This is a genomic window from Caballeronia sp. LZ016 (assembly GCF_031450805.1).
In the GTDB taxonomy this organism is placed as follows: Bacteria; Pseudomonadota; Gammaproteobacteria; order Burkholderiales; family Burkholderiaceae; genus Caballeronia.
Map to the genome: position 1 here is coordinate 1,722,971 of NZ_JARTVY010000001.1, position 22,298 is coordinate 1,745,268.

Below are 22,298 nucleotides of genomic sequence, written 5' to 3' on the forward strand. Positions count from 1 at the left end.
GTCGGGGATAACGCGAAGACGGTAACGCTACAATAGCCGTCCGCGAACAGCCCCCATGTCAAACGGATTCCCAGGTGAGCGAAAAAGAAATCGACCAAGTGCTGGTCGAGCGCGTGCAGAAGGGCGACAAAGCCGCGTTCGAACTGCTGGTCGCCAAATACCACCGCAAGATCATTCGACTGATCTCGCGCCTCGTGCGCGACCCCGCCGAGGTCGAGGACGTCGCCCAGGACGCCTTCATCAAGGCTTATCGCGCGCTGCCGCAATTCCGGGGCGAATCGGCCTTCTACACCTGGCTGTACCGCATCGCCGTCAATACGGCGAAGAACTACCTTGCCACGCAGGGCCGCCGCGCTCCCACTTCTACCGAAGCAGATGCCGAAGAGGCGGAAACTTTCTCCGACGCCGACCAACTAAGGGATATCAACACGCCCGAGTCGATGTTGATGAGCAAGCAGATCGCGGAAACGGTCAATGCTGCGATGGCGCTGCTGCCGGAAGAACTGCGCACCGCCATCACGCTCCGGGAAATCGAAGGGTTGAGCTACGAAGAAATCGCCGAGATGATGGATTGCCCCATCGGCACCGTCAGATCAAGAATTTTCCGTGCTCGCGAAGCCATTGCGGCAAAATTGCGTCCGTTGTTGGACACTCCCGAAGGCAAACGCTGGTAGGCGGCGAAATCCACGGGACAGGGACGCGATATCTGGGTTAGTTGGTGTCACTACGGGGTGGTATCACAGGATTGGGGAGCATCATGGGGTCGGTCTCGATGCAAGCGCACGGAAATTCGCAGACACATTCTCAGGCGGGCACGCGCGGCGAGCGCATGTCGGCGTTCGTCGACGGTGAATCGCTCGACGAGATTCAAAACATCAGCCAGTTCCTTGCGGGACTGACGAGCCAGGACCGCGCGGCGTGGTCCGACTATCACCTGATTGGCGACGCATTGCGCTCGGACGATCTCGCCGAAAGCCCGGTGCGCAGCAGCGCGTTCATGTCGGCGTTCTCCGCGCGTTTCGAAGCTGAAGCGCACGTGCTTGCGCCCGCAGCGCTTCCGGCGCAGAAGGCGCGCGGCGGCTTGCTGCGCCGGCGCGTCGTGCCGGCGTTCGCGGTAGCGGCGGCTGCGGCCACGCTGACGTGGATCGTCGTGCCGCAGTTGCAGGGCGTCGGCAGTCAGTCGGGTGCGCAGGTGGCGAGCGTCGCCCAGACGGAGCCGGTGCAGCGCGTCGCGCTCGCGTCGGTGCCGGCGGTGAGCACGGCGTCGCCGGTCGTGGAAGCGAACATCATCCGCGACGCGAATCTCGATCAATATCTCGAAGCGCATCAGCAGTTCTCGCAGCAGCCTGCGATGCCCGGCTCCATGCCTCTGATTCGCGCGGCCGTGACTTCGCAGGGCCAATAACCGAGGGCGAGTGTGCGGTTGAATAAAACTAGAACCTGGGGGCGGCTGCCGGCATTGATGTTGTGCGCAGCCGCATTGTTGTCGGCGGCATCGACTTCGTTTGCCGACACCGCCGACGCCGCACAGCGCAAGACCGCGGCCAGCCTGCTCAATCGCATCCACGAGGCGGCCCAGCAGCAGAACTACGAGGGCACCTTCGTCTATCAGCGCGGCACGACGGTGCAGTCGTCGCGGATCACGCACGTCGCCACGCGCGGCGACGGCGAATACGAATCCCTCGAAAGTCTCGACGGCGCACCGCGCCGCATGTTGCGCCACGACGACGACATGGTCACGTTCGTGCCGGAGCGCCATCTGCTCGTGATGGAGCATCGGCAGAGCCGCGACTCGTTCCCGTCGCTGCTCGCGACGAGCGGGGATCAGGTGCTGAACTACTACGAGCCGAAGCTGCTGGGTAACGACCGCGTGGCGGGCGTCGAAAGCCAGGTCATCCAGCTCGATCCGAAAGACGCGTATCGCTTCGCCTACAAGCTCTGGGCCGACGCGAAAACCGGTCTTCTGCTGCGTGCCCAGACGCTCGATCCGGACGGTCAGGTGCTGGAACAGCTTTCGTTCTCGCAAGTGCGCATCGGCGGGGCCATCGACAAGGCGGCGATTGCGAACGGCATGCGCAGCACGGCGGGCTGGACGATCGTGCGGCCGCCCGTGCAGCCGGTCGACATGGAAGCGCAGGGCTGGCAGATGAAGCCGAGCATTCCGGGCTTCAAAAAGATTCGCGAACTGCGCCGGCCGATGGCGTCGAGCCAGCAGGGCCAGGCGCCGATCCCCGTCGATCAGGCCGTGTTCTCCGACGGCCTCGCCGCCATTTCGGTGTTCGTCGAGCCGGTCGAGAAGAGTTCGCGCAAGGAAGGCGCGGGCAACAGCGGCGCGACGCATGTGCTCGTGAAGCGCCGTGGCGATTTCTGGATTACCTTGCTCGGCGAAGTGCCGCAAAGCACGTTGCAGCAATTTGCCTCTACCATAGAATACAAGCCTTCCCGGTAATCGAATCCCTCGCCTCCAGCCTATGAGCTACTACTCGCTGCGCAAGTTCATCGCGGCCGCGGCGCTCGCCGTGTGCCTGCCGCTCATCTCGCATACGGCGGCGGCGGCCCCGGCGGTGAACCTGCCGGATTTCACTGCGCTCGTCGACAGGGTCGGGCCTTCGGTCGTCAATATCCGCACGACCTCGCGTGTCGGCACTGCCAACGACTTGCGCGGTCTGCCGCCCGGCCTCGATGAAGGCGACATGTCCGAGTTCTTCCGCCGCTTCTTCGGTATCCCGATGCCCGGCCAGCCGCCACGCGGTGGTGGTGGCGGCGGTGGCGGCGGTGGAAGCGGCGGCGATCAGGGCAAGGGCGGCAGCCGCAGCCTTCCGCCGGATGACAGCCAGGACAATTCGGAACAGAGCAGCGGCGTCGGCTCGGGATTCATCCTGTCGACGGACGGCTATGTGATGACGAACGCGCACGTCGTCGATGACGCCGACACCATCTACGTCACGCTCACCGACAAGCGCGAGTTCAAGGCGCGGCTCGTCGGCGTCGACGAGCGCACCGACGTAGCGGTGGTCAAGATCAGTGCGTCGAGCCTGCCGGCCATCACCATCGGCGATTCGAACAAGGTGCGCGTCGGCGAATGGGTCCTCGCGATCGGCTCGCCGTTCGGCCTCGACAACACGGTGACGGCGGGCATCGTCAGCGCGAAAGGGCGCGACACGGGCGATTACCTGCCGTTCATCCAGACCGACGTCGCGGTGAATCCGGGCAACTCGGGCGGTCCGCTCATCAACATGGCGGGCGAAGTCATCGGCATCAATTCGCAGATCTATAGCCGCACCGGCGGTTTCATGGGCATCTCGTTCGCGATTCCGATCGACGAAGCGATGCGCGTGGCCGATCAGCTGAAGACGTCGGGCAAGGTCGTGCGCGGGCGCATCGCGGTGGCTATCGGCGAAGTGACGAAGGACGTCGCGGATTCGCTCGGCCTGCCGAAGGCGCAGGGCGCGCTCGTGAGCAGCGTCGAGTCGGGCGGTCCGGCGGACAAGGCGGGCATTCAGCCGGGCGACATCATCCTGAAGTTCAACGGAACGAACGTCGAGACGGCGACCGATCTGCCGCGCATGGTAGGCGACAGCAAGCCGGGCTCGAAGGCGACCGTCACGATCTGGCGCAAGGGTCAGTCGCGCGAACTGCCGATCACCATCGCCGAAATGCAGCCGGACAAGGTCGCGAAGGCCGAGCAGCGCCGCGCCCCGCAGCCGAAGGAGCGCGCAAGCAATTCGCTCGGGCTCGCGGTGAGTGATCTCTCCGCCGAGCAGAAGAAGGCGCTCAAGCTCACGAGCGGCGTGCTGGTCGACGCCGTCGAAGGACCGGCCGCGCGCGCGGGCTTCCAGAAGGGCGACATCATCATGCGCATCGGCGACACCGATATCACGAGCGCGAAGCAGTTCGAAGCGCTCGCGCAGAGCCTCGATGCGAGCAAGATGGTTGCGGTTCTCGTGCGTCGTGGCGACAACACGCAGTTCGTGCCGTTGCGCCCGCGCGTGCCGTCGCAGAAGTAACGCCCGACGATGAGTGAGAGGCACGGCGCGCCTTTCGTCCTGTACGGGCGCGCTTGGTGTCATCTGTGCGAGGAGATGCGCGCCGAACTGGAGCCGATCGCGGCGCGCTTCGGCGTGGCGATCGAGTGGATCGACATCGACGAAGACCCGCAGCTCGAAGCGCGTTACAACGAGCGCGTGCCGGTGCTGATGCTCGATGGCGTCGAGCTGTGCCATTACCGGCTGGACGGCGATGCCGTCCTTACGGTCTTGCAGAAACGCAGCCGTTGATCCGCCGAACGCCGAAAACGCCTGACCACCCCCCTTTTCGGCTAAAATGCAGAAGTTTTCCCCAAATTTTCAAGGCGTGCTCCGCGTGTGTGAGGGCGCGCCTTTTTCGCTTGATCGGCACTGAATGAATCATATTCGTAACTTCTCGATCATTGCGCACATCGATCACGGCAAGTCGACGCTCGCGGACCGCATCATCCAGTTGTGCGGCGGGCTGTCGGATCGTGAGATGGAAGCGCAGGTGCTCGACTCGATGGACCTGGAGCGCGAGCGCGGCATCACGATCAAGGCGCAGACGGCGGCGCTGACGTACAAGGCGCGCGACGGTCAGGTCTACAACCTCAATCTGATCGATACACCCGGACACGTCGACTTCTCGTACGAAGTCAGCCGCTCGCTGTCGGCATGCGAAGGCGCGCTGCTCGTCGTCGATGCGAGCCAGGGCGTCGAGGCGCAGACCGTCGCCAATTGCTATACGGCGATCGAACTCGGCGTCGAAGTCGTCCCGGTGCTGAACAAGATCGACCTGCCGGCTGCCAATCCCGAGAACGCGATTGCCGAAATCGAAGACGTGATCGGCATCGACGCGACCGACGCCGTTCATTGCAGCGCGAAGACGGGGCTCGGCGTCGAGGACGTGCTGGAATCGCTAATTGCGAAAGTGCCGCCGCCCAAGGGCGATCCGGACGCGCCGGTGCAGGCGCTGATCATCGACTCGTGGTTCGACAACTACGTCGGCGTCGTGATGCTCGTGCGTATCGTCAACGGCACGCTCAAGCCGAAGGACAAGATCAAGATGATGGCGACCGGCGCGCAATACCCGGTCGAGCATCTGGGCGTGTTCGCGCCGAAGTCGACCAACCTCTCGCAGTTGTCGGCGGGGCAGGTGGGATTCGTCATCGCGGGCATCAAGGAGCTGACGGCCGCCAAGGTCGGCGATACGGTCACCGTCGCGAATCGGCCGGCGCAGGAGCCGTTGCCGGGCTTCAAGGAAGTGAAGCCGCAGGTGTTCGCGGGCCTCTACCCGGTCGAAGCGAACCAGTACGACGCACTGCGCGAATCGCTCGAGAAGCTGAAGCTGAACGACGCCTCGCTGCAGTTCGAGCCGGAAGTCTCGCAGGCGCTCGGCTTCGGCTTCCGTTGCGGCTTCCTCGGCCTGCTGCACATGGAAATCGTGCAGGAGCGGCTCGAGCGCGAGTTCGACATGGACCTCATCACCACGGCCCCGACGGTGATTTACGAGGTCGTGCAGCGCGACGGCACGACCATCTCCGTCGAAAATCCGGCGAAGATGCCGGAGCCGTCCAAGATCGAGGAAGTGCGCGAGCCGATCGTCACCGTGAACCTCTACATGCCGCAAGAGTATGTGGGCTCGGTCATCACGCTGTGTACGAACAAGCGCGGCTCGCAGATCAACATGCAGTATCACGGCCGCCAGGTGCAGCTTACCTACGAAATTCCGATGGCGGAAATCGTGCTCGATTTCTTCGATCGCCTGAAGTCCACGTCGCGCGGCTATGCGTCGATGGACTACGAGTTCAAGGAATATCGCGCGGCGGATGTGGTGAAGGTCGACATGCTCATCAACGGCGACAAGGTCGATGCGCTCTCCGTCATCGTCCATCGTTCGCAAAGCCAGCATCGCGGCCGCGAAGTCGCCTCGAAGATGCGCGAGTTGATTCCGCGCCAGATGTACGACGTGGCCATCCAGGCGACCATCGGCTCGAACATCATCGCGCGCGAGAACATCAAGGCGCTTCGCAAGAACGTGCTCGCGAAGTGTTACGGCGGCGACATTACCCGCAAGAAGAAGCTGCTCGAGAAGCAGAAGGCGGGCAAGAAGCGCATGAAGCAGGTCGGATCGGTCGAGATTCCGCAGGAAGCCTTCCTCGCAATCCTGCGCGTGGACGAATAATGTCCGCGCGCCGCGAGGCGCAGAACAACAACAACCGACGATAACAACCGGAAGCGTTTGATGAATTTCGCACTGATTCTCTTGATCCTCGTCCTCGTGACGGGTATTGCATGGGTGCTCGACAAACTGGTCTTTCTGCCGGGACGCCGCCGCGCGGCGGATGCCGCAGTCGCCGAGTTCGACCGCCAGCAGGAACGCGTCGGCGAGCGCTTCGCCGACGAAAACGCGGCCGAAACGCGCGCGCGTCTGCGCGGCGAGCGGCTGCGCCAGCCGTGGTGGCTCGAATACACGGCTAGCTTCTTCCCTGTGATTCTCGCGGTGTTCGTGGTGCGCTCGTTCATCGTGGAGCCGTTCAAGATTCCCTCCGGCTCGATGGTGCCGACGCTGCTCGTCGGCGACTTCATTCTGGTGAACAAGTACGAGTACGGCCTGCGTCTGCCGATCACCAACACGAAGCTGACCGAGGGCAAGCCGCTCACGCGCGGCGACGTGGTGGTGTTCCGCTATCCGAAGGACGAGTCGGTCGACTACATCAAGCGCGTGATCGGCCTGCCGGGCGATACCGTTGCCTATGAGAACAAGCATCTGACCATCAACGGCAAGCCGGTGCCGGAAGCGGCGCAGCCCGACTATTTCGACGACGAGCGCATCGGCTATGCAAAGCAGTTCGTCGAAGATCTCGACGGCCGCAAGAACGCCATCCTCAACAATCCGCAAGTGCCCCCGTTCGTCGTCGGCGCGGACGATTTCCCGTACCGCGACAACTGCGTCTACAACGCGCAAGGCGTGACCTGCAAGGTGCCGTCGGGCCATTACTTCATGATGGGCGACAACCGCGACAACAGCGCCGACAGCCGCTACTGGGGCTTCGTCCCGGACAAGAACATCGTCGGACGTGCGTTCTTCATCTGGATGAACTTCAGCAACCTGAAGCGCATCGGCTCGTTCCAGTGATGCTTCGCGTGCGCCGCCGTCACTGCGCGGCGCGCGCTTCGAAACGGCGTGAAGAAGCGCGGCTAACACCGTCTCGCCATGCGTTTTCCCGGCCCGCCGGGCGGAATCAGCCGCCTTGGCGGGCGCGTTATACTCTGTCCATGCCATCTTCTCCGTTGGAAAGCCGGCTGCGGTACGAATTTCGCAATGCGGAATTGCTGCGCCAGGCGATGACCCACCGCAGTCACAGCGCCACGCACAACGAACGGCTCGAATTTCTCGGCGATTCCGTTCTCAATTGCGTGGTGGCTGCGCTTTTGTTCCAGCGATTCGGCAAGCTCGACGAAGGCGATCTGTCGCGCGTCCGGGCGAATCTCGTCAAACAGCAGTCGCTTTATGAAATCGCTCAGGCGCTGAACGTCTCCGAAGGGCTGCGTCTCGGCGAAGGCGAACTGCGCAGCGGCGGTTTCCGCCGCCCGTCGATTCTCGCGGATACCCTCGAAGCCATCTTCGGCGCCATCTTTCTCGACGGCGGTTTCGACGCCGCGCATACCGTCATCAAGCGTCTGTACACGCCGGTGCTCGATCACATCGATCCGCGCACCATCGGCAAGGACGCGAAAACGCTGCTGCAGGAATATCTGCAGGGCCACAAGATCGCGCTGCCCACTTATACGGTCGTGGCGACGCACGGCGCGGCTCACAACCAGCAATTCGAAGTCGAATGCTCGGTACCGAAGCTCGACGTGAAAGTGTCGGGCTCGGGCGCGAGCCGTCGCGCGGCGGAACAGGCTGCGGCAAAGACGGCGCTCGACCAGGTGATGGCCGCTGCGCCGACGCTCGGCGTGAAACCGAAGCGCAAGGGCGCGCGAGCGGCGAAGCTCGCCCAGGCGGACGTGATGCCGAGCGGTATCGGCGTGCAAGCCGCGCTCGATCTGCGCTCGCCGGACCGGCGCGAGCGGGAACGGGAACGCCCGCGCAGTCATGCGGCGGACGAGCCGCACGACACCGCGCCGCTGGCCGTGATACGCGCGACGCATGTCGAACCGTCCGCCGGCGCGTATGCTGCCGCCGACAAGCCGGAGCGGCACCTGATCCATCGTCCCGAAAAGGCGGAGAAGGCGGAAAAAGCGGCGAAGAGCGAAGCGGCTGAGGCATCCGCCGAGCGCGACGAGTCCGACACGAACAGCGGCGCGAGCGCCGACGCACCGGCCAGCCGCGTCGTGCGCGCCGCCGACGCCGGCCACTGACGCGCGCACGCGCATCGCGTCTCACGCTCGAGACGCCAACGAATCCAGGCTGCACAACACTATGAACGCTCCCACATCTTCCGGTTTCCGCTGCGGCATGGTCGCTATCGTCGGCAGGCCGAACGTCGGCAAATCGACGCTCATGAACGCGCTCGTCGGCCAGAAGGTGAGCATCACGTCGCGCAAGGCGCAGACGACGCGCCACCGCATCACCGGCATCAACACGATCGACGACGCGCAGTACGTCTTCGTCGATACCCCCGGCTTCCAGACGCGCCACAGCGGCGCGCTGAACCGCTCGCTGAATCGCGCGGTGACGTCGACGCTGACATCGGTCGATGCGATCCTCTTCGTGATCGAAGCCGGCCGCTTCGGCCCCGACGATCAGAAAGTGCTCGACCTCATTCCGACCGGCACGCCCACGCTGCTGATCGCCAACAAGCTCGACCGCGTCGGCGACAAGGATTCGCTCTTTCCGTTCATGCAGCAGATGTCCGCCTTGCGCGACTTCCGCGAGATTGTGCCGCTGTCGGCGAAGCACCCGGAAGACATCAAGCGCCTGATGTCGGTCGTGAAGCCGTATCTGCCGGAAGGCGAGCCGATCTACGGCGAAGACGACCTGACGGACCGCAGCGAGCGCTTCCTCGCTGCGGAAATCCTGCGCGAGAAAGTGTTCCGCTGGACCGGCGACGAGTTGCCGTACACGAGCACGGTGCTTATCGACAAGTTCGAGACCGAAGGCCGCCTGCGCCGCGTGTTCGCGACCATTCTCGTCGACCGGGACACCCACAAGGCGATGATCATCGGCCAGAAGGGCGCGAAGCTGAAGCAGATCAGCACCGAGGCGCGGCTCGACATGGAGAAGCTGTTCGACGGCCCCGTGTACCTCGAAACCTTCGTGAAGGTGAAGAGCGGCTGGGCCGACAACGAAGCTGGCTTGCGCGCCTACGGCTACGAATGACGCATGGACCGAACTCATGGACGCCGGCACCCGCGATGCGTGGATGACACCGCCCGCCGACAGTCGTCCTGACGACGACTTCGACGCCAGCGAGCGGCCCGTTCCCAAGCGCCGCCGGGCGGCTGCGTCCCCGACCGGCAGCGCGGCCAGGCCGAAACCGCGCGCCGCGCCGCGCTCCGATTTTCGCGTGAGCGAGCAGCCGGGCTTCGTGCTGCATAGCTATCCCTACCGCGAGACGAGTCTCGTCATCGATGTCTTCTCGCGCGATCACGGCCGCATCGCGCTCGTCGCGAAGGGCGCGAAGCGTCCGCATTCGGCGCTGCGCGGCGTGCTGCAGACGTTTCAGCCGCTCGGGCTCTCGTGGACGGGCAAGGGCGAAGTCCGCACGCTGACCACGGCGGAATGGGTCGGCGGCATGCTGCCTCTGACCGGCGACGCGCTTCTCTGCGGTTTCTACGTCAACGAACTGCTCGTGAAGTTCTGCGCGCGCGAGGACCCGCATCCGGCGCTCTTCAATCATTACGTGCTGACGCTTTCGCGCCTCGCGCACGGCGAACCGGCCGTGCAGGTGCTGCGCTCCTTCGAGCGCGTGCTGTTGCGCGAAACGGGCTATGCGATGGCGCTCACGCGCACGGTCACGCGTGAGAGCGTGGTCGCCGAAGGCCGCTACATGTTTGATCCCGAGCGCGGCGTGCTCGACGCGTCCGATGATCTTCCCGCGCAATGGCCGGTGATCGCCGGGCAGACGCTGATCGACATGGAGCGCGACGACTACAGCAGCGGCCAGACCGCCGTGCAGAGCAAGACGCTGATGCGCTTCCTGCTGAATTACCACCTGGGCGGCGCGCCGCTCGCCACCCGTCAAATTCTGATCGACCTGCAAAACCTATGAGCTTCTTTCTCTCATCGCCCGCGAGCGTGATCGATCTGGGCGTGAATATCGATCACGTCGCCACGTTGCGCAATGCGCGCGGCACGTCCTATCCCGATCCGATCCGCGCCGCGCTCGCCGCCGAGGAAGCAGGCGCCGACGCGATCACGCTGCATCTGCGCGAGGATCGCCGTCATATCGTCGATGCCGATGTGCGCGCGCTGCGTCCGCTTCTCAAAACGCGCATGAATCTCGAATGCGCGGTGACGCGCGAAATGCTCGACATCGCGTGCGACATCCGGCCACAGGATGTCTGCCTCGTGCCGGAAAAGCGCGCGGAACTGACGACCGAAGGCGGTCTCGACGTCGCCGGCCAGTTCGAAGCGGTGAAGGCCGCGTGCAGGCAATTGGCCGATGCGGGCATCCGCGTGTCGCTGTTCATCGATCCGGACGAGACCCAGATTCGCGCGGCGAAGGAAGCGCTCGCGCCGGTCATCGAACTGCATACGGGCCGCTATGCCGAAGCCCACGACGAAGCGGGGCAGCAGCGCGAGTTCGAACGCGTCGCGACGAGCGTCGATTTCGGCAATGTGCTCGGCCTCAAGGTCAATGCCGGCCACGGCCTGCACTATACGAACGTGCAGCCGATCGCAGCGCTCGATGGCATCGTCGAACTGAACATCGGCCATGCGATCGTCGCGCACGCGATCTTCGCCGGCTGGGACAACGCCGTGCGCGAGATGAAGGCGATCATGGTCGCATCGCGGCTCGCGTCGCAAACGAAACGCTGAGCGCGGCATCATGGCGATCTACGGAATCGGCACGGATCTCGTGCAAGTCAGCCGCGTCGCGGCGGTCATGGAGCGCACCAAAGGGCGCTTCGCCGAGAAGGTACTCGGCCCCGACGAACTGCGCATCTATCACGCACGCCGCGCGCGCTCCGAAGTGCGCGGTCTCGCGTTCCTTGCGACACGCTTTTCCGCGAAGGAATCGTTCTCGAAGGCGATCGGCCTCGGCATGCGCTGGCCGATGACCTGGCGCGCGCTGCAAACGCTCAACGAGCCGAGCGGCAAGCCGATGGTCGTGGCGTCGGGCGAACTGGCCGAATGGCTCGCGCAACGCGGCATCACCGCGCAAGTCACCGTCACCGACGAGCGCGACTATGCGGTGACCTTCGTCGTCGCCGAAGTCGCGGACAAGGCGTGACACCAATCAACCACGATAAGAACATCCATTGAATTCGATGAAACGCACTCCCGGCCCCGTCATGCTCGACGTCGCCGGCACGACGCTCTCCGACGCGGATATCGAGCGCATCTCGCATCCGATGACCGGCGGCGTGATTCTCTTCAAGCGCCACTTCGAGGACCGCGCGCAACTCGTTGCGCTGACCGATGCGATCCGCGCGGTGCGCGACGACATCCTGATCGCCGTCGATCACGAAGGCGGACGCGTGCAGCGCTTCCGCACCGATGGTTTCACGGTGCTGCCCGCGCCGGCCACGCTCGGCGCGTTGTGGGACCGGGACGTTCTCGCGGCCACCAGAGCGGCGACCGCGTTCGGCTATGTACTCGCGTCGGAATTGCGCGCGTGCGGCATCGACATGAGCTTCGCGCCGGTGCTCGATCTCGAGTACGGCCAGTCGCAGGTGATCGGCGATCGCGCATTGCACAGCGATCCTCGCGTCGTGACGATGCTCGCGAAGAGCCTGAATCACGGCCTCGCGCTCGCGGGCATGGCGAACTGCGGCAAGCACTTCCCGGGGCACGGCTTCGCATCGGCGGATTCGCATGTCGCGCTGCCCACCGACGATCGTCCGCTCGACGACATTCTCGCCGCCGATGTGCGCCCCTACGACTGGCTCGGGCTGTCGCTCGCGTCGGTGATTCCGGCGCACGTGATCTACACGCAAGTCGACGACAAGCCCGCAGGCTTCTCGCGCATCTGGCTGCAGGACATCCTGCGGGGCAAGCTGGGCTTCAACGGCGCGATTTTCAGCGACGACCTTTCGATGGAAGCCGCGCGCGCGGGCGGCACGCTCACCGAAGCCGCGACTGCCGCGCTGACGGCGGGCTGCGACATGGTGCTGATCTGCAATCAGCCGGAAGAGGCTGGCAAGGTGCTGGAGCAACTCCGCTTCACGCCGGCGAAGGCATCGCAACAGCGCATCTCGCGCATGCGTGCGCGCGGCAAGGCGTTGCGCTGGAGCAAGCTGCAGAATCAGGCGGAGTACCGGGCGGCGCGGGAACTGGTCGCAAGCGCGTTGAGCTGAATTCCGCGGGACGAAAAAAAACGCCACGGCATTTCGAATGCCGTGGCGTTTTTCAATCGACCGCACAACTTACGATTCGAGCTTCATCCGCTGCAGCTTGTTATAGAGCGTCTTCGGGCTGATGCCGAGCAGCGTCGCCGCGCGATGCCGCGTCCCGCCGACCGCTTCGAGCGTCGCGCGAATCAGCATGTCTTCGACGTCCGCCAGCGCGGTGCCAACGGTCACCTGCACGCTGCTGCCGTTCAGGCCGCGCCCGCCGGGGCCGCCTTGCTCGTCGGCACGCAGCGTTTCGATGGTTTCGCCCGATGCGTGATACGCGCGCCGCACGCGATCCCGCATCTCGCGCACGTTGCCGGGCCAGTCGTTCGCGATGCACTCGCGCAGGAACGACGGGCTGATGCGCTTCGGCGATCCGCTCGTGATCCCGGCGATGTGATTCTCGCGATTGAGTTCATCGACGAATTGCTCCGCCATCAGCGCGATGTCGTCGTCGCGTTCGCGCAGCGGCGGCAGCATGATCGACGATGCCGACAGTCGCTGGAACAGGTCTTCGCGCAGCGCGCCGCTCGTCACGGCATCGCGTGCCGGCGTACGGGACGATGCGATCAGGCGGAAGTCCGTCATGATGCGGTTGCTGCCGCCGACGCGCATGAACGTCTGCGAATCGAGCGCGCGCAGCAACGCTTCCTGCTGCGCGGCGGGCAGGGAATCGATCTGATCGAGAAAGAGCGTGCCGCCCCCCGATTGCTCGAGCAGGCCCGGCTCGCGGTTCTCCGCGCCTGCGAACGCATTGCGCTCGTGGCCGAAGAGAATGCTTTCCATCGAACGCTGGGTGCCGTCGGTGCGCGCGGTCGAGCAGTCGAAACTGACGAACGGTCCCTTGCGGCGGCGGCTCAACTGGTGAATCGTGCGTGCGGCCAGCTTCTTGCCCGTGCCCGGCTCCCCACAGATGAGCACGGCGGCTTCGGTCGGCGCGGTATGTTCGATCTGATCGTAGACGTGCTGCATGACCGCGCTGCGGCCGAGCATGTCGCCGAAGTGGCCCAGTTCGCGCAGCGTCGAGCGCAGCGACTGCACCTCCTCGGTCAGCTCGTAGGGACGCGGAATCCGTGCGAGGAGGCTGCGCAGGCGCGGGATGTTCACCGGCTTCAGCAGGTAATCCCAGATGCCGTGCCGCAAGCCTTCGATCGCGCTTTCGACCGTTGCGTTGCCGGTCATCACGATGACGGGCAGCGCGCCGTCAGGCGGTTGCGAGGGCAGGCTCGGCAGCAGGTCGAGCCCGCTGCCGTCGGGCAGGTTCAGGTCGATCAGCACGACATCGGGAATGAAGCGCGTCAGCGCGGCGCGCGCTTCGGCGAGCGTGGTCGCGGTATCGACGGAAAAGCCGTCCGCCGACAGGATCGCGGACAGGCCGGACAGGCTATTGGGATCGTCTTCGACAATCAGTGCGTGTGGCATGGCAGACACAACGTATCAAAAGAGACTGTAATTGCCGTTGCAGCATGCGTCGCCGGGCAAAGGCGACGCTTGGAACTCGGGCGCTCGTGGGCGGGCTGCGGCGCCTTGTCGTGCTCGATGGCGCGGCGCGTTGGGTCCCGCTGCGGTTTGTTCTTGTCCTGCGCTTGAATTTCGACTACTGCGTCATTGCGGCTTGATGTGCAGATCGTTGCTGATGGATTGCACGCCCGACACGCTGCGGGTTACGGCGACGGCCTTCTGAATCTGTTCCTCCGAATTCACGTTACCGGACAACTGAACGACACCGCGATACGTCGCCACGCTCACCGCGAGCGACTTCAATCCCGGATCGGCGAGAAGCGCCGCTTTCACACGCGCGGTCACCGAAGCGTCCGACGCGTAATCCGCGGACGACTCACCGCCCGACGTGGACTGGCATCCCGGCATCGAAGCGAAGGCGGGCAATGCGAACGCCGCGACGATGATCCATCGGCCAGCGCGGGAACGCTGAGTTTGCATCTCGTGACATCTTCAGTCGGGATGTGCGCATCGAGCAGAAATCGTGCCAATTCGTCAGACGGTGCGCGCGCGGGGCGTGGTGTCGCATGTAACGCAACAAAAACAGTCACATAGAATGGATGCGAGGCCGGCTTGCTACACAAACTGTTTGCTTGCAAGCGGTAAAGTTTGCCTGAATTTGTCAAAAAATTCATGCAAAAGAAAAAGCGCCCGCGATGGGGCGCTTTTATCTAAGCGTGGACAGGCGGTTCCGTAACCGCCGTCCGCCGCCGGCGTGGCCGGCGTAAGGCTTACGCGATTGCCTGCTTTAGGCGCGGCTGCGGTATTCGTTCGTGCGCGTGTCGATTTCGATCTTGTCGCCGATGTTGCAGAAGAGCGGCACTTGCAATTCGAAGCCGGTGTTCAGCTTTGCGGTCTTCAGCACCTTGCCCGACGACGTATCGCCCTTGACGGCCGGTTCCGTGTAGACGATCTCGCGAACCAGCGTGGTCGGCAGTTCGACCGAAATGGCCTTCTCGTTGTAGAACACGACTTCGCACGCCATGCCGTCTTCGAGATAGTTGAGCGCGTCGCCCATCATTTCTGCTTCGACTTCGTACTGGTTGTAGTCGGCGTCCATGAAGACGTACATCGGATCGGCGAAGTACGAGTACGTCACTTCCTTGCGGTCGAGCACGACGACGTCGAACTTGTCGTCGGCCTTGTAGACCGTTTCCATGCCGGCATTGGTCAGCAGGTTCTTGAACTTCATCTTCACGACCGCTGCGTTACGGCCGGACTTGTTGTATTCGGCACGCTGCACCACCATGGCATCGCTGCCGATCATGACGACGTTGCCGACGCGGAGTTCTTGTGCGGTCTTCATAAAAACTGGGTCCTTACGATTGAATTTGGCTTGAGTGTTGCCGTGGATTGCTGATCTGCGGATTGGATCGATTCGGGCGGAGCGCCGTGCGTAGTCAGTGAAATTTGGCCCGCGCTCGGATAACCGCTTATTTTAACTGAGTTTTTGCTTATTTGGCCAGCCGGCGGGCGTGGCTTCAGCCGCCCATGCGTGCGGCCACGTGCGCGACGAGGTTGCCCGCCAGATCGCCGACGCCCGCCAGTTCGTCGGCCCATTGCGAAGCGCGCGCCGCGAATTCGCCCCGATGCCGCCAGAAATCCGCCCAGTCGGGCGTTCCCGCGCCGTTCCACGTGTGCCAGAAGCGATCGATCGCAGCGCGCGCCGTCGGCGAGAGTCCGCTCGTGTAGTGGGCGAGGGCGGCATCGAGTTTCGGGAGATGCGCGTCGTCGGCTTGCGGGTAGATGTGCCACACGAACGGTTTGCGCGCCCATTGCGCGCGCACGAACGAGTCTTCGCCGCGCACGAAGTTGATGTCGGCGGCCCACAGCAGTTCGTCGAAACGCGGCTGCTCGACGAAACCGAGCGCATGCGCCTGCAACGCGCCCGCATGCGCCGATGTCCCTGCGGCGAACTTCGGCAGGCCGAAGAAGCGCGCGACCGCGCCCGAAATGCGGCCTTCCGGCACGAGCAGCACGACCGGCGAAGTGCCATCGCGCCACTGCGCGAGCAGCGCATCGACGGCGGGGTTCTCGTAGGCGAAAAGCGAAATCACCGTCGATGCCGCCTCCGGCCGCTCGATGCCGACGCGCTCGCGCCACCACGCCGCGGCATCGAAACGTTCGCGGGCCGCATCGAGCCCGCGCTCCTTCAGCACGCCGCCCGTGCCCGCGCCGAGACCGGGGAAGAAGAAGCTCTTCTCGAGCGGAAAGCGCGGATGCGGCGACGGCCGCATGTGGAAGTCCGCAACCCAGTCTTCGCCGCTCAGATATTCGAGGTTGACCCAGACGGGCTTCGGCGCGCGACGCGCCATCGCGGCGACATAGGCATGGGGGATCTCACAGGCGAACGCTTCGATGACGACATCGGCGATAGCGAGCGCGTCGCCCGCATGCGCCGGCTCGCGCCAGTGCTCGATGACGACGCCCGCCGCTTCTTGCCGCGCGCGCGACGCATCGACGGCGGGACACAGCGCGTGGAAAGCGGTGAGATCGTCGACGAACAGCCGCACGCGCCAGCCGTGCTCCGCGCGCAACTGACGCGCGAGCCGCCAGCACACGCCGATATCGCCGAAGTTGTCGACGACCGCGCAGAAGATATCGCAGGCGAGTTCCTGGCCTGCTTGATGCGACAGGGGCGTGGACATGGCGGCATGAGCGGCGGCGAGACCGCGTCGTAATGTTCTAAACTGGCGATTCTAAGACACCGTCCGCCGCACGGTGCGCCGCCTCCCTTGTCCCTTCCGCGCATCGTCACGATATTCGCTGCATGACTCCGACCGACGCCCCCGACCCGACTTTCGACCCGAAGAAGACGCTCGCGCAGTTGCCGCATCTGCCCGGCGTGTACCGCTATTACGACGGCGACGGCGCCGTGCTTTACGTCGGCAAGGCGCGCAACCTGAAGAAGCGCGTGTCGAGCTACTTCACGAAGACCCTGCATTCGCCGCGCATCGCGATGATGGTCACGCGCATCCGCAAGATCGAGACGACCGTCACGCGTTCCGAAGCCGAGGCGCTGCTGCTCGAAAACAATCTGATCAAGGCGCTCGCGCCGCGCTACAACATTCTCTTTCGCGACGACAAGTCGTATCCGTTCCTCAAGCTGACCGGGCACGCGTTTCCGCGCATGGCGTACTACCGCGGCGCGGTCGACAAGAAGAACCAGTACTTCGGGCCGTTTCCGAGCGCGTGGGCGGTGCGCGAGAGCATCCACATCCTGCAGCGCGTGTTCCAGCTGCGCACGTGCGAAGACTCGGTGTTCAGCAATCGCACGCGTCCGTGTCTGCTGCATCAGATCGGGCGATGCACCGCGCCGTGCACCGGCCTCATCAGCGAGGAGGATTACGCGCGCGATGTGTCGAACGCGTCGCGCTTTCTGCTCGGCCGGCAGGGCGAAGTGATGAAGGAGCTGGAAGAGAAGATGCATGCCTTCGCGGCCGAGCTCAAGTTCGAACAGGCGGCGGCGGTGCGCAATCAGATGAGCTCGCTGTCGACGGTGCTGCATCAGCAGGCCATCGAGGTCGGCGGCGAGAGCGATGTCGATATCCTCGCGGTCGTCGCGCTGGGCGGCAAGGTATGCGTGAATCTGGCGATGGTGCGCGGCGGGCGCCATCTCGGCGACAAGGCGTATTTTCCGGCGCACGTGGAAAGCGCGATGCCGCTCGCCGAGGACGACGACGAAGCGGGCCTCGAAGACGACGAAGCCGTCGAAGCGGACGTGCAGGCACTCGTCGATGTACCCGCGCCGGAATTCGAAGCGATCGCGCACGCCGCGAGAGAAGAGGCAGCGGCGCAAGAGGGCGTGCCTTCGACAGAAGGCGATGCCGGCGCGGCGAGCGTCGAGGCCCAACTGGACGTCGAGGACCAGACCGAACCCGCCGTGCGCGAAGGCGCGCTCGAATCCGAAGTGCTGGAAGCGTTCATGGCGCAGCACTACATCGGCAACCGCGTGCCGCCGGTGCTCGTCGTGAGCCATGCGCCGGCGAGCCGCGAGCTCGTCGATCTGCTGATCGAACAGGCCGGGCACAAGGTCACGCTGCTGCGCCAGCCGCAAGGTCAGAAGCGCGTGTGGCTGTCGATGGCCGAGCAGAACGCGAAGCTCGCGCTCGCGCGTCTCCTGTCGGAGCAGGGCTCGCAGCAGGCGCGCACGCGCTCGCTCGCGGAAACGCTCGGGCTCGACATGGACGACCTCGCGCTGATGCGCATCGAGTGCTTCGACATCAGTCATACGATGGGCGAAGCGACGCAGGCGTCGTGCGTGGTGTATCACCATCACAAGATGCAGTCGGGCGAATATCGGCGCTACAACATCACCGGCATCACGCCCGGCGACGATTACGCCGCAATGCGCCAGGTGCTCACGCGCCGCTACGAAAAGATGGTCGCGCAGGCGGCGGCGAACGCGAACGAGGAAGCCGCGACGATGCAGCCCGACGCCGCCGCCGATCCCAACGTCACGCCCGATGCCGCGCCGGCCCTGGCCGCGGGCGGCACGCTGCCGAACATCGTGCTCATCGACGGCGGCAAGGGGCAGGTGGAAATCGCGCGGCAGGTTTTCTCGGAACTCGGGCTCGATCACGGCATGCTGGTGGGCGTCGCGAAGGGCGAGGGGCGCAAGGTCGGCCTCGAAACGCTCATCTTCGCGGACGGCCGTCCCGCGCTGGAGCTCGGCAAGGAAAGCGCGGCGCTGATGCTGGTCGCGCAAATCCGCGATGAAGCGCACCGTTTCGCCATCACCGGCATGCGGGCGAAGCGGGCGAAAGCGCGTCAGACATCGCGGCTGGAGGAACTCGAAGGCGTGGGCGCGAAGCGGCGTCAGCGCTTGTTGTCGCGGTTCGGCGGACTGCGGGGCGTGCAGGCGGCGAGCGTCGAGGACCTGGCGAGCGTGGAGGGCATATCGCTTGCGCTTGCGCAGCAGATTTACCGGCAGTTGCATTGACGGGAAACCCCGTCGCGCGGGTTGCGGCAGGCCGCGCGGTTGCATGAGCACGCGCCTTGTGAGCGTCGGATCGACGCGGCACAATGGCGCCTCCCACACCTCTCGCACTCGATCTCACTTTCGCCCATGCCGTTCAATCTACCGATCTTCCTGACGTGGCTGCGAATCGTGCTGATTCCGCTCGTCGTGGGCGTGTTTTATCTGCCGGACATGATGTTGAGCCTTGAGCATCGCAACCTGCTTGCGATGATCATCTTCGTGCTCGCGGCGCTCACCGATTGGTTCGACGGTTTCCTCGCGCGCAAGCTCGATCAGACGTCGGCGTTCGGTGCGTTTCTCGACCCCGTGGCCGACAAGCTGATGGTCACCGCCGCGCTGCTCGTGCTCGTGCAGAGCGCGCGGCTCAACGCGGTGATCGCCCTCGTGATCGTCGGACGCGAGATCACCATATCGGCGCTGCGTGAATGGATGGCGCAAATCGGCGCATCGAAGAGCGTCGCGGTGAATTCGCTCGGCAAGTTCAAGACGGTCTGCCAGATGATCGCCATCCCCATGCTGCTGTTCTACGGCCGCCTGAATATCCCAGGCACGCAATGGGTGCTCGATTCACGCGTGTGGGGCTTGTGGCTCATCAACGTGGCGGCGTTTCTCACCGTCTGGTCGATGTTCTACTACATGAAGCTCGCCTGGCCGCAGATTCGCGAGCGCGGCGGCATGCGGTGAAACAGTCGCGAGGAGAAGCGCAAAAAATTGCGTCGAAGCCGAAAAAACCGCAGACAAAACAGTTGACAGGTCGCTTTGGCTTCTACATAATCTCGTTTCTCTGATGCGCGACGCGAAGCAGTAACAAAGCGAAGCGAATCAGGCAAGCAGTCAATGCGGGAGTAGCTCAGTTGGTAGAGCGCAACCTTGCCAAGGTTGAGGTCGCGAGTTCGAGACTCGTCTCCCGCTCCAGTTTTAGAATTTCGGTGTGAGCAGCGCGAGCCGAATGGGTGGCGAAGCGGCATCGGAATAGCAGTAGCAGCGCAGGATATGCGGGAGTAGCTCAGTTGGTAGAGCGCAACCTTGCCAAGGTTGAGGTCGCGAGTTCGAGACTCGTCTCCCGCTCCAGTCAAAGGGGAAGCAACGCTTCCCTTTTTGTTTGGTAGTCTGGCCGGCTTTGATCGGCCAGCAAGCCACACCGCTTTTGGCGCGATAGCAAAGCGGTTATGCAGCGGCCTGCAAAGCCGTTTAGACCGGTTCGACTCCGGTTCGCGCCTCCACTTAAAAAGCCCTGACTTGTCAGGGCTTTTTCTTTTTCCGCGGCGTTTTGCTCGCGCTGCCTCGCGGCATAATTGCGGCACGCCGCAAGGCCCCCGATACCTACAACGATGACCACCCAACTCTCCGACCTTGAATGGCGCTGGAAGCGCTTCGATGATCTGACCACCGCGGAGGTCTACGACATGCTCGCCGCACGCAGCGCGGTGTTCGTCGTCGAGCAGAACTGCGTTTATGGCGATATCGACGGGCTCGATGTCGATGCGTGGCATCTTCTGGCATACGGACAAGGCGAACAGCGCCCGAAACTCGCCGGCTATCTGCGCGTGCTGCTGCCGGGCCATCCGGATGAAAACGAGAAGGACGTCCGCATTGGCCGCGTGCTGACCACCGCCGGCTTTCGCGGCATGAAGCTCGGTAACGCGATGCTGCAGCGCGCGCTCGAAGAAATTCTCAAACAATGGCCCGACCAGCCGATCAGCCTGCATGCGCAGGCCCACTTGCAGCGCTTCTACGGCGCGTTCGGATTCGTCGCATCGTCGGGGGTGCATGACGAGGACGGCATCCCGCACGTGTGGATGCGCCGTCCCGGCTTCGACTCCTGACGCAGCCGCGCGCGCGCAGACAGCCGCAGCCAGTGACGCAGCGCGATCAGCGCGCCGACCACGCTCATCATCGAGCCGGGAATCCATAGCAAGAGTCCGCCGATCTGCTGATCGCGCATCGGCGTGATCCAGGTGAAGGCGCGGCCGCAAATCGAATAGATCAGATACAGCTCGTGCGGCGTGAAGAAGATGAACGCGCCGAGGACGATCTGCGGCGGAATTGCGGCAATCACGACGAGAATGCGTCGACCGGGCGCGAGCCGCGCGGGCGGCGCGGGACGCGGATCGAGCACGAGCCACCAGAAGAGCAGGCCGTCGATCACCATGCTCCAGTTCATCACGCGATAGAGGCGGTAATCGAGCATCGCGTTGAAGTGAATCGGCGATAGCAGCCAGAAGTAGATCAGCCCGACGAAAAGCGTCACCGCGACGAGCGGATTGAACACGATATCGAACGTCACGCGAGCGACGCGCGTCCGCCCGGCCGGACGCAGCCAGCGCCGCCGCCATTCGAACGGCACGCCGGCGCGCAGCGCCGCGCCCGGATACGACAGCGCGATCAGAAACGGCCCGAGGTGATGCAGCACCAGATGCTGCAGCCGGTGCATGAAAAACTCGTGCTCGAAGAAGTAATCGAGCCGCGTATGCAGCGCCACGTACAGCGCGCTCAGCCCAAGCCAGAAGGCGATGCGGCGCGATACCGATACCCGCGCATGCCCCGCGCCGCGCGCAAAAAGCACGGCGGCGATGAGTATCGCGGCCACGACCGTCGGCGACGGCTCCCAGGGTTCGAGCCAGTAAAGCAGCGTCGTCATCGTCACGCGTCCTTCGCGTGGATGATGCGGCGCAGATCGGCGGCGATCGCGTCGATCGAATCGCGGTCCGTGGCGAGCAGGCGCGCGCGGCCGTCGCGATCGAAGATATAGACCGCCGAGCTGTGCGTCACTTCATACGCGCCGTTCGGATCGCGCTTTTCCATCTGATACGCCACGCGATACCGCTGCGCGACGGCCTCGATCGCGCGATCGCCACCCGTGAGGCCGACTGCGCGCCGGTCGTCGAACGCGCGGACGTATGCGTGCAGGAGCGCGGGCGTATCGCGGGCGGGATCGACGGAAACGAACACGACGCGCGCCGCGTCTGCATCCGGCCCGAGCTGCCGGAGCACCTGCATCAGACGCGCCATCGTTTCGGGACAGACATCGGGGCAGTGCGTGTAGCCGAAAAAGACGAGCGTCGCGCGGCCGGCGAACGAACGGCCGGTGACATGCGCGCCGGTGTCGTCGGTGAGCGAGAAGTTCAGATCGGGCAGGTGGCCGGACACGTCGGTCAGACGCCACGGCTCGGCCGGACGCGAGCACCCGGCGAGCGCACACAACGAAATAAGCGCGGTGAGAATGCGCCAGCGGCTCGCGCGCAGGAACGGCAGGGTGGGGAACGAAGCGTGCATCGGAAGTGGTCGGAGCGGCGTGCGGC

At 64.4% G+C, this 22,298-nt stretch carries 22 protein-coding genes and 3 tRNA genes; 19 read left to right on the plus strand and 6 right to left on the minus strand.

Translation table 11 applies throughout. From position 1 onward, the window contains the following. Positions 1–74: 74 nt before the first annotated feature. The 13 genes from rpoE (at position 75) to nagZ (ending at position 12,479) form a co-directional block, all read left to right on the plus strand. On the plus strand, positions 75–674 hold the full coding sequence (gene rpoE, locus P9220_RS08175; RefSeq protein WP_277184115.1) for an RNA polymerase sigma factor RpoE: 600 nt from the start codon (positions 75–77) through the stop codon (positions 672–674). A gap of 83 nt (positions 675–757) precedes the next feature. Next, complete coding sequence (locus tag P9220_RS08180; protein WP_309764390.1) at positions 758–1,405, plus strand: sigma-E factor negative regulatory protein; 648 nt, start codon at positions 758–760, stop codon at positions 1,403–1,405. Positions 1,406–1,462: 57 nt separating this feature from the next. Next, the gene (locus tag P9220_RS08185) at positions 1,463–2,449 is read left to right on the plus strand and encodes a MucB/RseB C-terminal domain-containing protein (protein WP_309765426.1); all 987 of its coding nucleotides are present in this window, start codon (positions 1,463–1,465) and stop codon (positions 2,447–2,449) included. A gap of 22 nt (positions 2,450–2,471) precedes the next feature. Further along, positions 2,472–4,007 (plus strand): DegQ family serine endoprotease, encoded by a 1,536-nt coding sequence (locus tag P9220_RS08190; RefSeq protein WP_309764391.1) that lies wholly within the window; start codon positions 2,472–2,474, stop codon positions 4,005–4,007. A gap of 9 nt (positions 4,008–4,016) precedes the next feature. Continuing rightward, complete coding sequence (locus P9220_RS08195) at positions 4,017–4,277, plus strand: glutaredoxin family protein (RefSeq protein ID WP_309764393.1); 261 nt, start codon at positions 4,017–4,019, stop codon at positions 4,275–4,277. 124 nt (positions 4,278–4,401) lie between these two features. Continuing rightward, positions 4,402–6,192 carry a translation elongation factor 4 gene (gene lepA, locus P9220_RS08200; RefSeq protein ID WP_309764394.1) on the plus strand — a complete coding sequence of 597 codons (1,791 nt, stop codon included), beginning with the start codon at positions 4,402–4,404 and terminating at the stop codon, positions 6,190–6,192. A gap of 60 nt (positions 6,193–6,252) precedes the next feature. Continuing rightward, complete coding sequence (gene lepB, locus P9220_RS08205) at positions 6,253–7,146, plus strand: signal peptidase I (protein WP_309764395.1); 894 nt, start codon at positions 6,253–6,255, stop codon at positions 7,144–7,146. 140 nt (positions 7,147–7,286) lie between these two features. Beyond that, positions 7,287–8,375: a ribonuclease III gene (gene rnc, locus P9220_RS08210; protein WP_309764396.1), complete on the plus strand. Its 1,089-nt coding sequence runs from the start codon at positions 7,287–7,289 to the stop codon at positions 8,373–8,375. 61 nt (positions 8,376–8,436) lie between these two features. Beyond that, positions 8,437–9,336, plus strand: coding sequence for a GTPase Era (era, locus tag P9220_RS08215; RefSeq protein ID WP_309764397.1), 900 nt, complete (start codon positions 8,437–8,439; stop codon positions 9,334–9,336). 16 nt (positions 9,337–9,352) lie between these two features. Continuing rightward, positions 9,353–10,228 (plus strand): DNA repair protein RecO, encoded by an 876-nt coding sequence (gene recO / locus P9220_RS08220; protein ID WP_309764398.1) that lies wholly within the window; start codon positions 9,353–9,355, stop codon positions 10,226–10,228. Continuing rightward, positions 10,225–10,998 carry a pyridoxine 5'-phosphate synthase gene (gene pdxJ / locus P9220_RS08225; RefSeq protein WP_309764399.1) on the plus strand — a complete coding sequence of 258 codons (774 nt, stop codon included), beginning with the start codon at positions 10,225–10,227 and terminating at the stop codon, positions 10,996–10,998. The genes recO and pdxJ overlap by 4 nt, the downstream gene beginning before the upstream one ends. A 10-nt stretch (positions 10,999–11,008) precedes the next feature. Next, complete coding sequence (gene acpS / locus P9220_RS08230) at positions 11,009–11,413, plus strand: holo-ACP synthase (RefSeq protein ID WP_309764400.1); 405 nt, start codon at positions 11,009–11,011, stop codon at positions 11,411–11,413. Positions 11,414–11,450: 37 nt separating this feature from the next. Next, complete coding sequence (gene nagZ / locus P9220_RS08235) at positions 11,451–12,479, plus strand: beta-N-acetylhexosaminidase (RefSeq protein ID WP_309764401.1); 1,029 nt, start codon at positions 11,451–11,453, stop codon at positions 12,477–12,479. A gap of 69 nt (positions 12,480–12,548) precedes the next feature. Here the strand turns inward: nagZ and P9220_RS08240 are convergent, their stop codons facing one another. From P9220_RS08240 to earP, 4 genes are all read right to left on the minus strand, one after another. Then, positions 12,549–13,937 (minus strand): sigma-54 dependent transcriptional regulator, encoded by a 1,389-nt coding sequence (locus P9220_RS08240; RefSeq protein WP_309764402.1) that lies wholly within the window; start codon positions 13,935–13,937, stop codon positions 12,549–12,551. Between the two features lie 183 nt (positions 13,938–14,120). Then, a complete protein-coding gene (locus P9220_RS08245; protein WP_309764403.1) occupies positions 14,121–14,456 on the minus strand; it encodes a BON domain-containing protein in 336 nt (111 codons plus the stop codon). 307 nt (positions 14,457–14,763) lie between these two features. Continuing rightward, entirely contained in the window at positions 14,764–15,321 is a 558-nt protein-coding gene (efp, locus tag P9220_RS08250; protein ID WP_309764404.1) for an elongation factor P, read from the minus strand. Positions 15,322–15,496: 175 nt separating this feature from the next. Further along, a complete protein-coding gene (gene earP, locus P9220_RS08255) occupies positions 15,497–16,663 on the minus strand; it encodes an elongation factor P maturation arginine rhamnosyltransferase EarP (RefSeq protein ID WP_309764405.1) in 1,167 nt (388 codons plus the stop codon). 122 nt (positions 16,664–16,785) lie between these two features. Here earP and uvrC point away from each other — a divergent pair, with 122 nt between their 5' ends. From uvrC to P9220_RS08285, 6 genes are all read left to right on the plus strand, one after another. After that, on the plus strand, positions 16,786–18,957 hold the full coding sequence (gene uvrC / locus P9220_RS08260; RefSeq protein WP_309764406.1) for an excinuclease ABC subunit UvrC: 2,172 nt from the start codon (positions 16,786–16,788) through the stop codon (positions 18,955–18,957). 126 nt (positions 18,958–19,083) lie between these two features. After that, the gene (gene pgsA / locus P9220_RS08265; protein WP_309764407.1) at positions 19,084–19,680 is read left to right on the plus strand and encodes a CDP-diacylglycerol--glycerol-3-phosphate 3-phosphatidyltransferase; all 597 of its coding nucleotides are present in this window, start codon (positions 19,084–19,086) and stop codon (positions 19,678–19,680) included. Positions 19,681–19,835: 155 nt separating this feature from the next. Beyond that, a tRNA-Gly gene (locus P9220_RS08270) sits at positions 19,836–19,911 on the plus strand. 80 nt (positions 19,912–19,991) lie between these two features. After that, positions 19,992–20,067: transfer RNA gene (locus P9220_RS08275), tRNA-Gly, on the plus strand. A 78-nt stretch (positions 20,068–20,145) separates the two neighbouring features. After that, a tRNA-Cys gene (locus P9220_RS08280) sits at positions 20,146–20,219 on the plus strand. A gap of 108 nt (positions 20,220–20,327) precedes the next feature. Continuing rightward, a complete protein-coding gene (locus P9220_RS08285) occupies positions 20,328–20,822 on the plus strand; it encodes a GNAT family N-acetyltransferase (protein WP_309764408.1) in 495 nt (164 codons plus the stop codon). Here the strand turns inward: P9220_RS08285 and P9220_RS08290 are convergent. Together P9220_RS08290 and P9220_RS08295 are read right to left on the minus strand one after the other, a co-directional pair. Beyond that, complete coding sequence (locus P9220_RS08290; protein WP_309764409.1) at positions 20,729–21,637, minus strand: cytochrome c oxidase assembly protein; 909 nt, start codon at positions 21,635–21,637, stop codon at positions 20,729–20,731. The genes P9220_RS08285 and P9220_RS08290 overlap by 94 nt on opposite strands. 2 nt (positions 21,638–21,639) lie before the next feature. Then, positions 21,640–22,272 (minus strand): SCO family protein, encoded by a 633-nt coding sequence (locus tag P9220_RS08295; RefSeq protein WP_309764410.1) that lies wholly within the window; start codon positions 22,270–22,272, stop codon positions 21,640–21,642. Between the last annotated feature and the right edge of the window lie 26 nt (positions 22,273–22,298).

Bases quoted from the DNA above. Each gene is read 5' to 3' on its own strand.
- P9220_RS08195 (WP_309764393.1), top strand. From the start codon at position 4,017: ATGAGTGAGAGGCACGGCGCGCCTTTCGTCCTGTACGGGCGCGCTTGG.
- era (WP_309764397.1), top strand. From the start codon at position 8,437: ATGAACGCTCCCACATCTTCCGGTTTCCGCTGCGGCATGGTCGCTATC.
- recO (WP_309764398.1), top strand. From the start codon at position 9,353: ATGGACGCCGGCACCCGCGATGCGTGGATGACACCGCCCGCCGACAGT.
- P9220_RS08185 (WP_309765426.1), top strand. From the start codon at position 1,463: ATGTTGTGCGCAGCCGCATTGTTGTCGGCGGCATCGACTTCGTTTGCC.
- uvrC (WP_309764406.1), top strand. From the start codon at position 16,786: ATGACTCCGACCGACGCCCCCGACCCGACTTTCGACCCGAAGAAGACG.
- nagZ (WP_309764401.1), top strand. From the start codon at position 11,451: ATGAAACGCACTCCCGGCCCCGTCATGCTCGACGTCGCCGGCACGACG.
- P9220_RS08180 (WP_309764390.1), top strand. From the start codon at position 758: ATGGGGTCGGTCTCGATGCAAGCGCACGGAAATTCGCAGACACATTCT.
- efp (WP_309764404.1), bottom strand. From the start codon at position 15,321: ATGAAGACCGCACAAGAACTCCGCGTCGGCAACGTCGTCATGATCGGC.
- P9220_RS08245 (WP_309764403.1), bottom strand. From the start codon at position 14,456: ATGCAAACTCAGCGTTCCCGCGCTGGCCGATGGATCATCGTCGCGGCG.
- pgsA (WP_309764407.1), top strand. From the start codon at position 19,084: ATGCCGTTCAATCTACCGATCTTCCTGACGTGGCTGCGAATCGTGCTG.
- P9220_RS08295 (WP_309764410.1), bottom strand. From the start codon at position 22,272: ATGCACGCTTCGTTCCCCACCCTGCCGTTCCTGCGCGCGAGCCGCTGG.
- P9220_RS08190 (WP_309764391.1), top strand. From the start codon at position 2,472: ATGAGCTACTACTCGCTGCGCAAGTTCATCGCGGCCGCGGCGCTCGCC.
- lepB (WP_309764395.1), top strand. From the start codon at position 6,253: ATGAATTTCGCACTGATTCTCTTGATCCTCGTCCTCGTGACGGGTATT.
- rnc (WP_309764396.1), top strand. From the start codon at position 7,287: ATGCCATCTTCTCCGTTGGAAAGCCGGCTGCGGTACGAATTTCGCAAT.
- acpS (WP_309764400.1), top strand. From the start codon at position 11,009: ATGGCGATCTACGGAATCGGCACGGATCTCGTGCAAGTCAGCCGCGTC.
- earP (WP_309764405.1), bottom strand. From the start codon at position 16,663: ATGTCCACGCCCCTGTCGCATCAAGCAGGCCAGGAACTCGCCTGCGAT.
- P9220_RS08290 (WP_309764409.1), bottom strand. From the start codon at position 21,637: ATGACGACGCTGCTTTACTGGCTCGAACCCTGGGAGCCGTCGCCGACG.
- P9220_RS08285 (WP_309764408.1), top strand. From the start codon at position 20,328: ATGACCACCCAACTCTCCGACCTTGAATGGCGCTGGAAGCGCTTCGAT.
- lepA (WP_309764394.1), top strand. From the start codon at position 4,402: ATGAATCATATTCGTAACTTCTCGATCATTGCGCACATCGATCACGGC.
- pdxJ (WP_309764399.1), top strand. From the start codon at position 10,225: ATGAGCTTCTTTCTCTCATCGCCCGCGAGCGTGATCGATCTGGGCGTG.
- P9220_RS08240 (WP_309764402.1), bottom strand. From the start codon at position 13,937: ATGCCACACGCACTGATTGTCGAAGACGATCCCAATAGCCTGTCCGGC.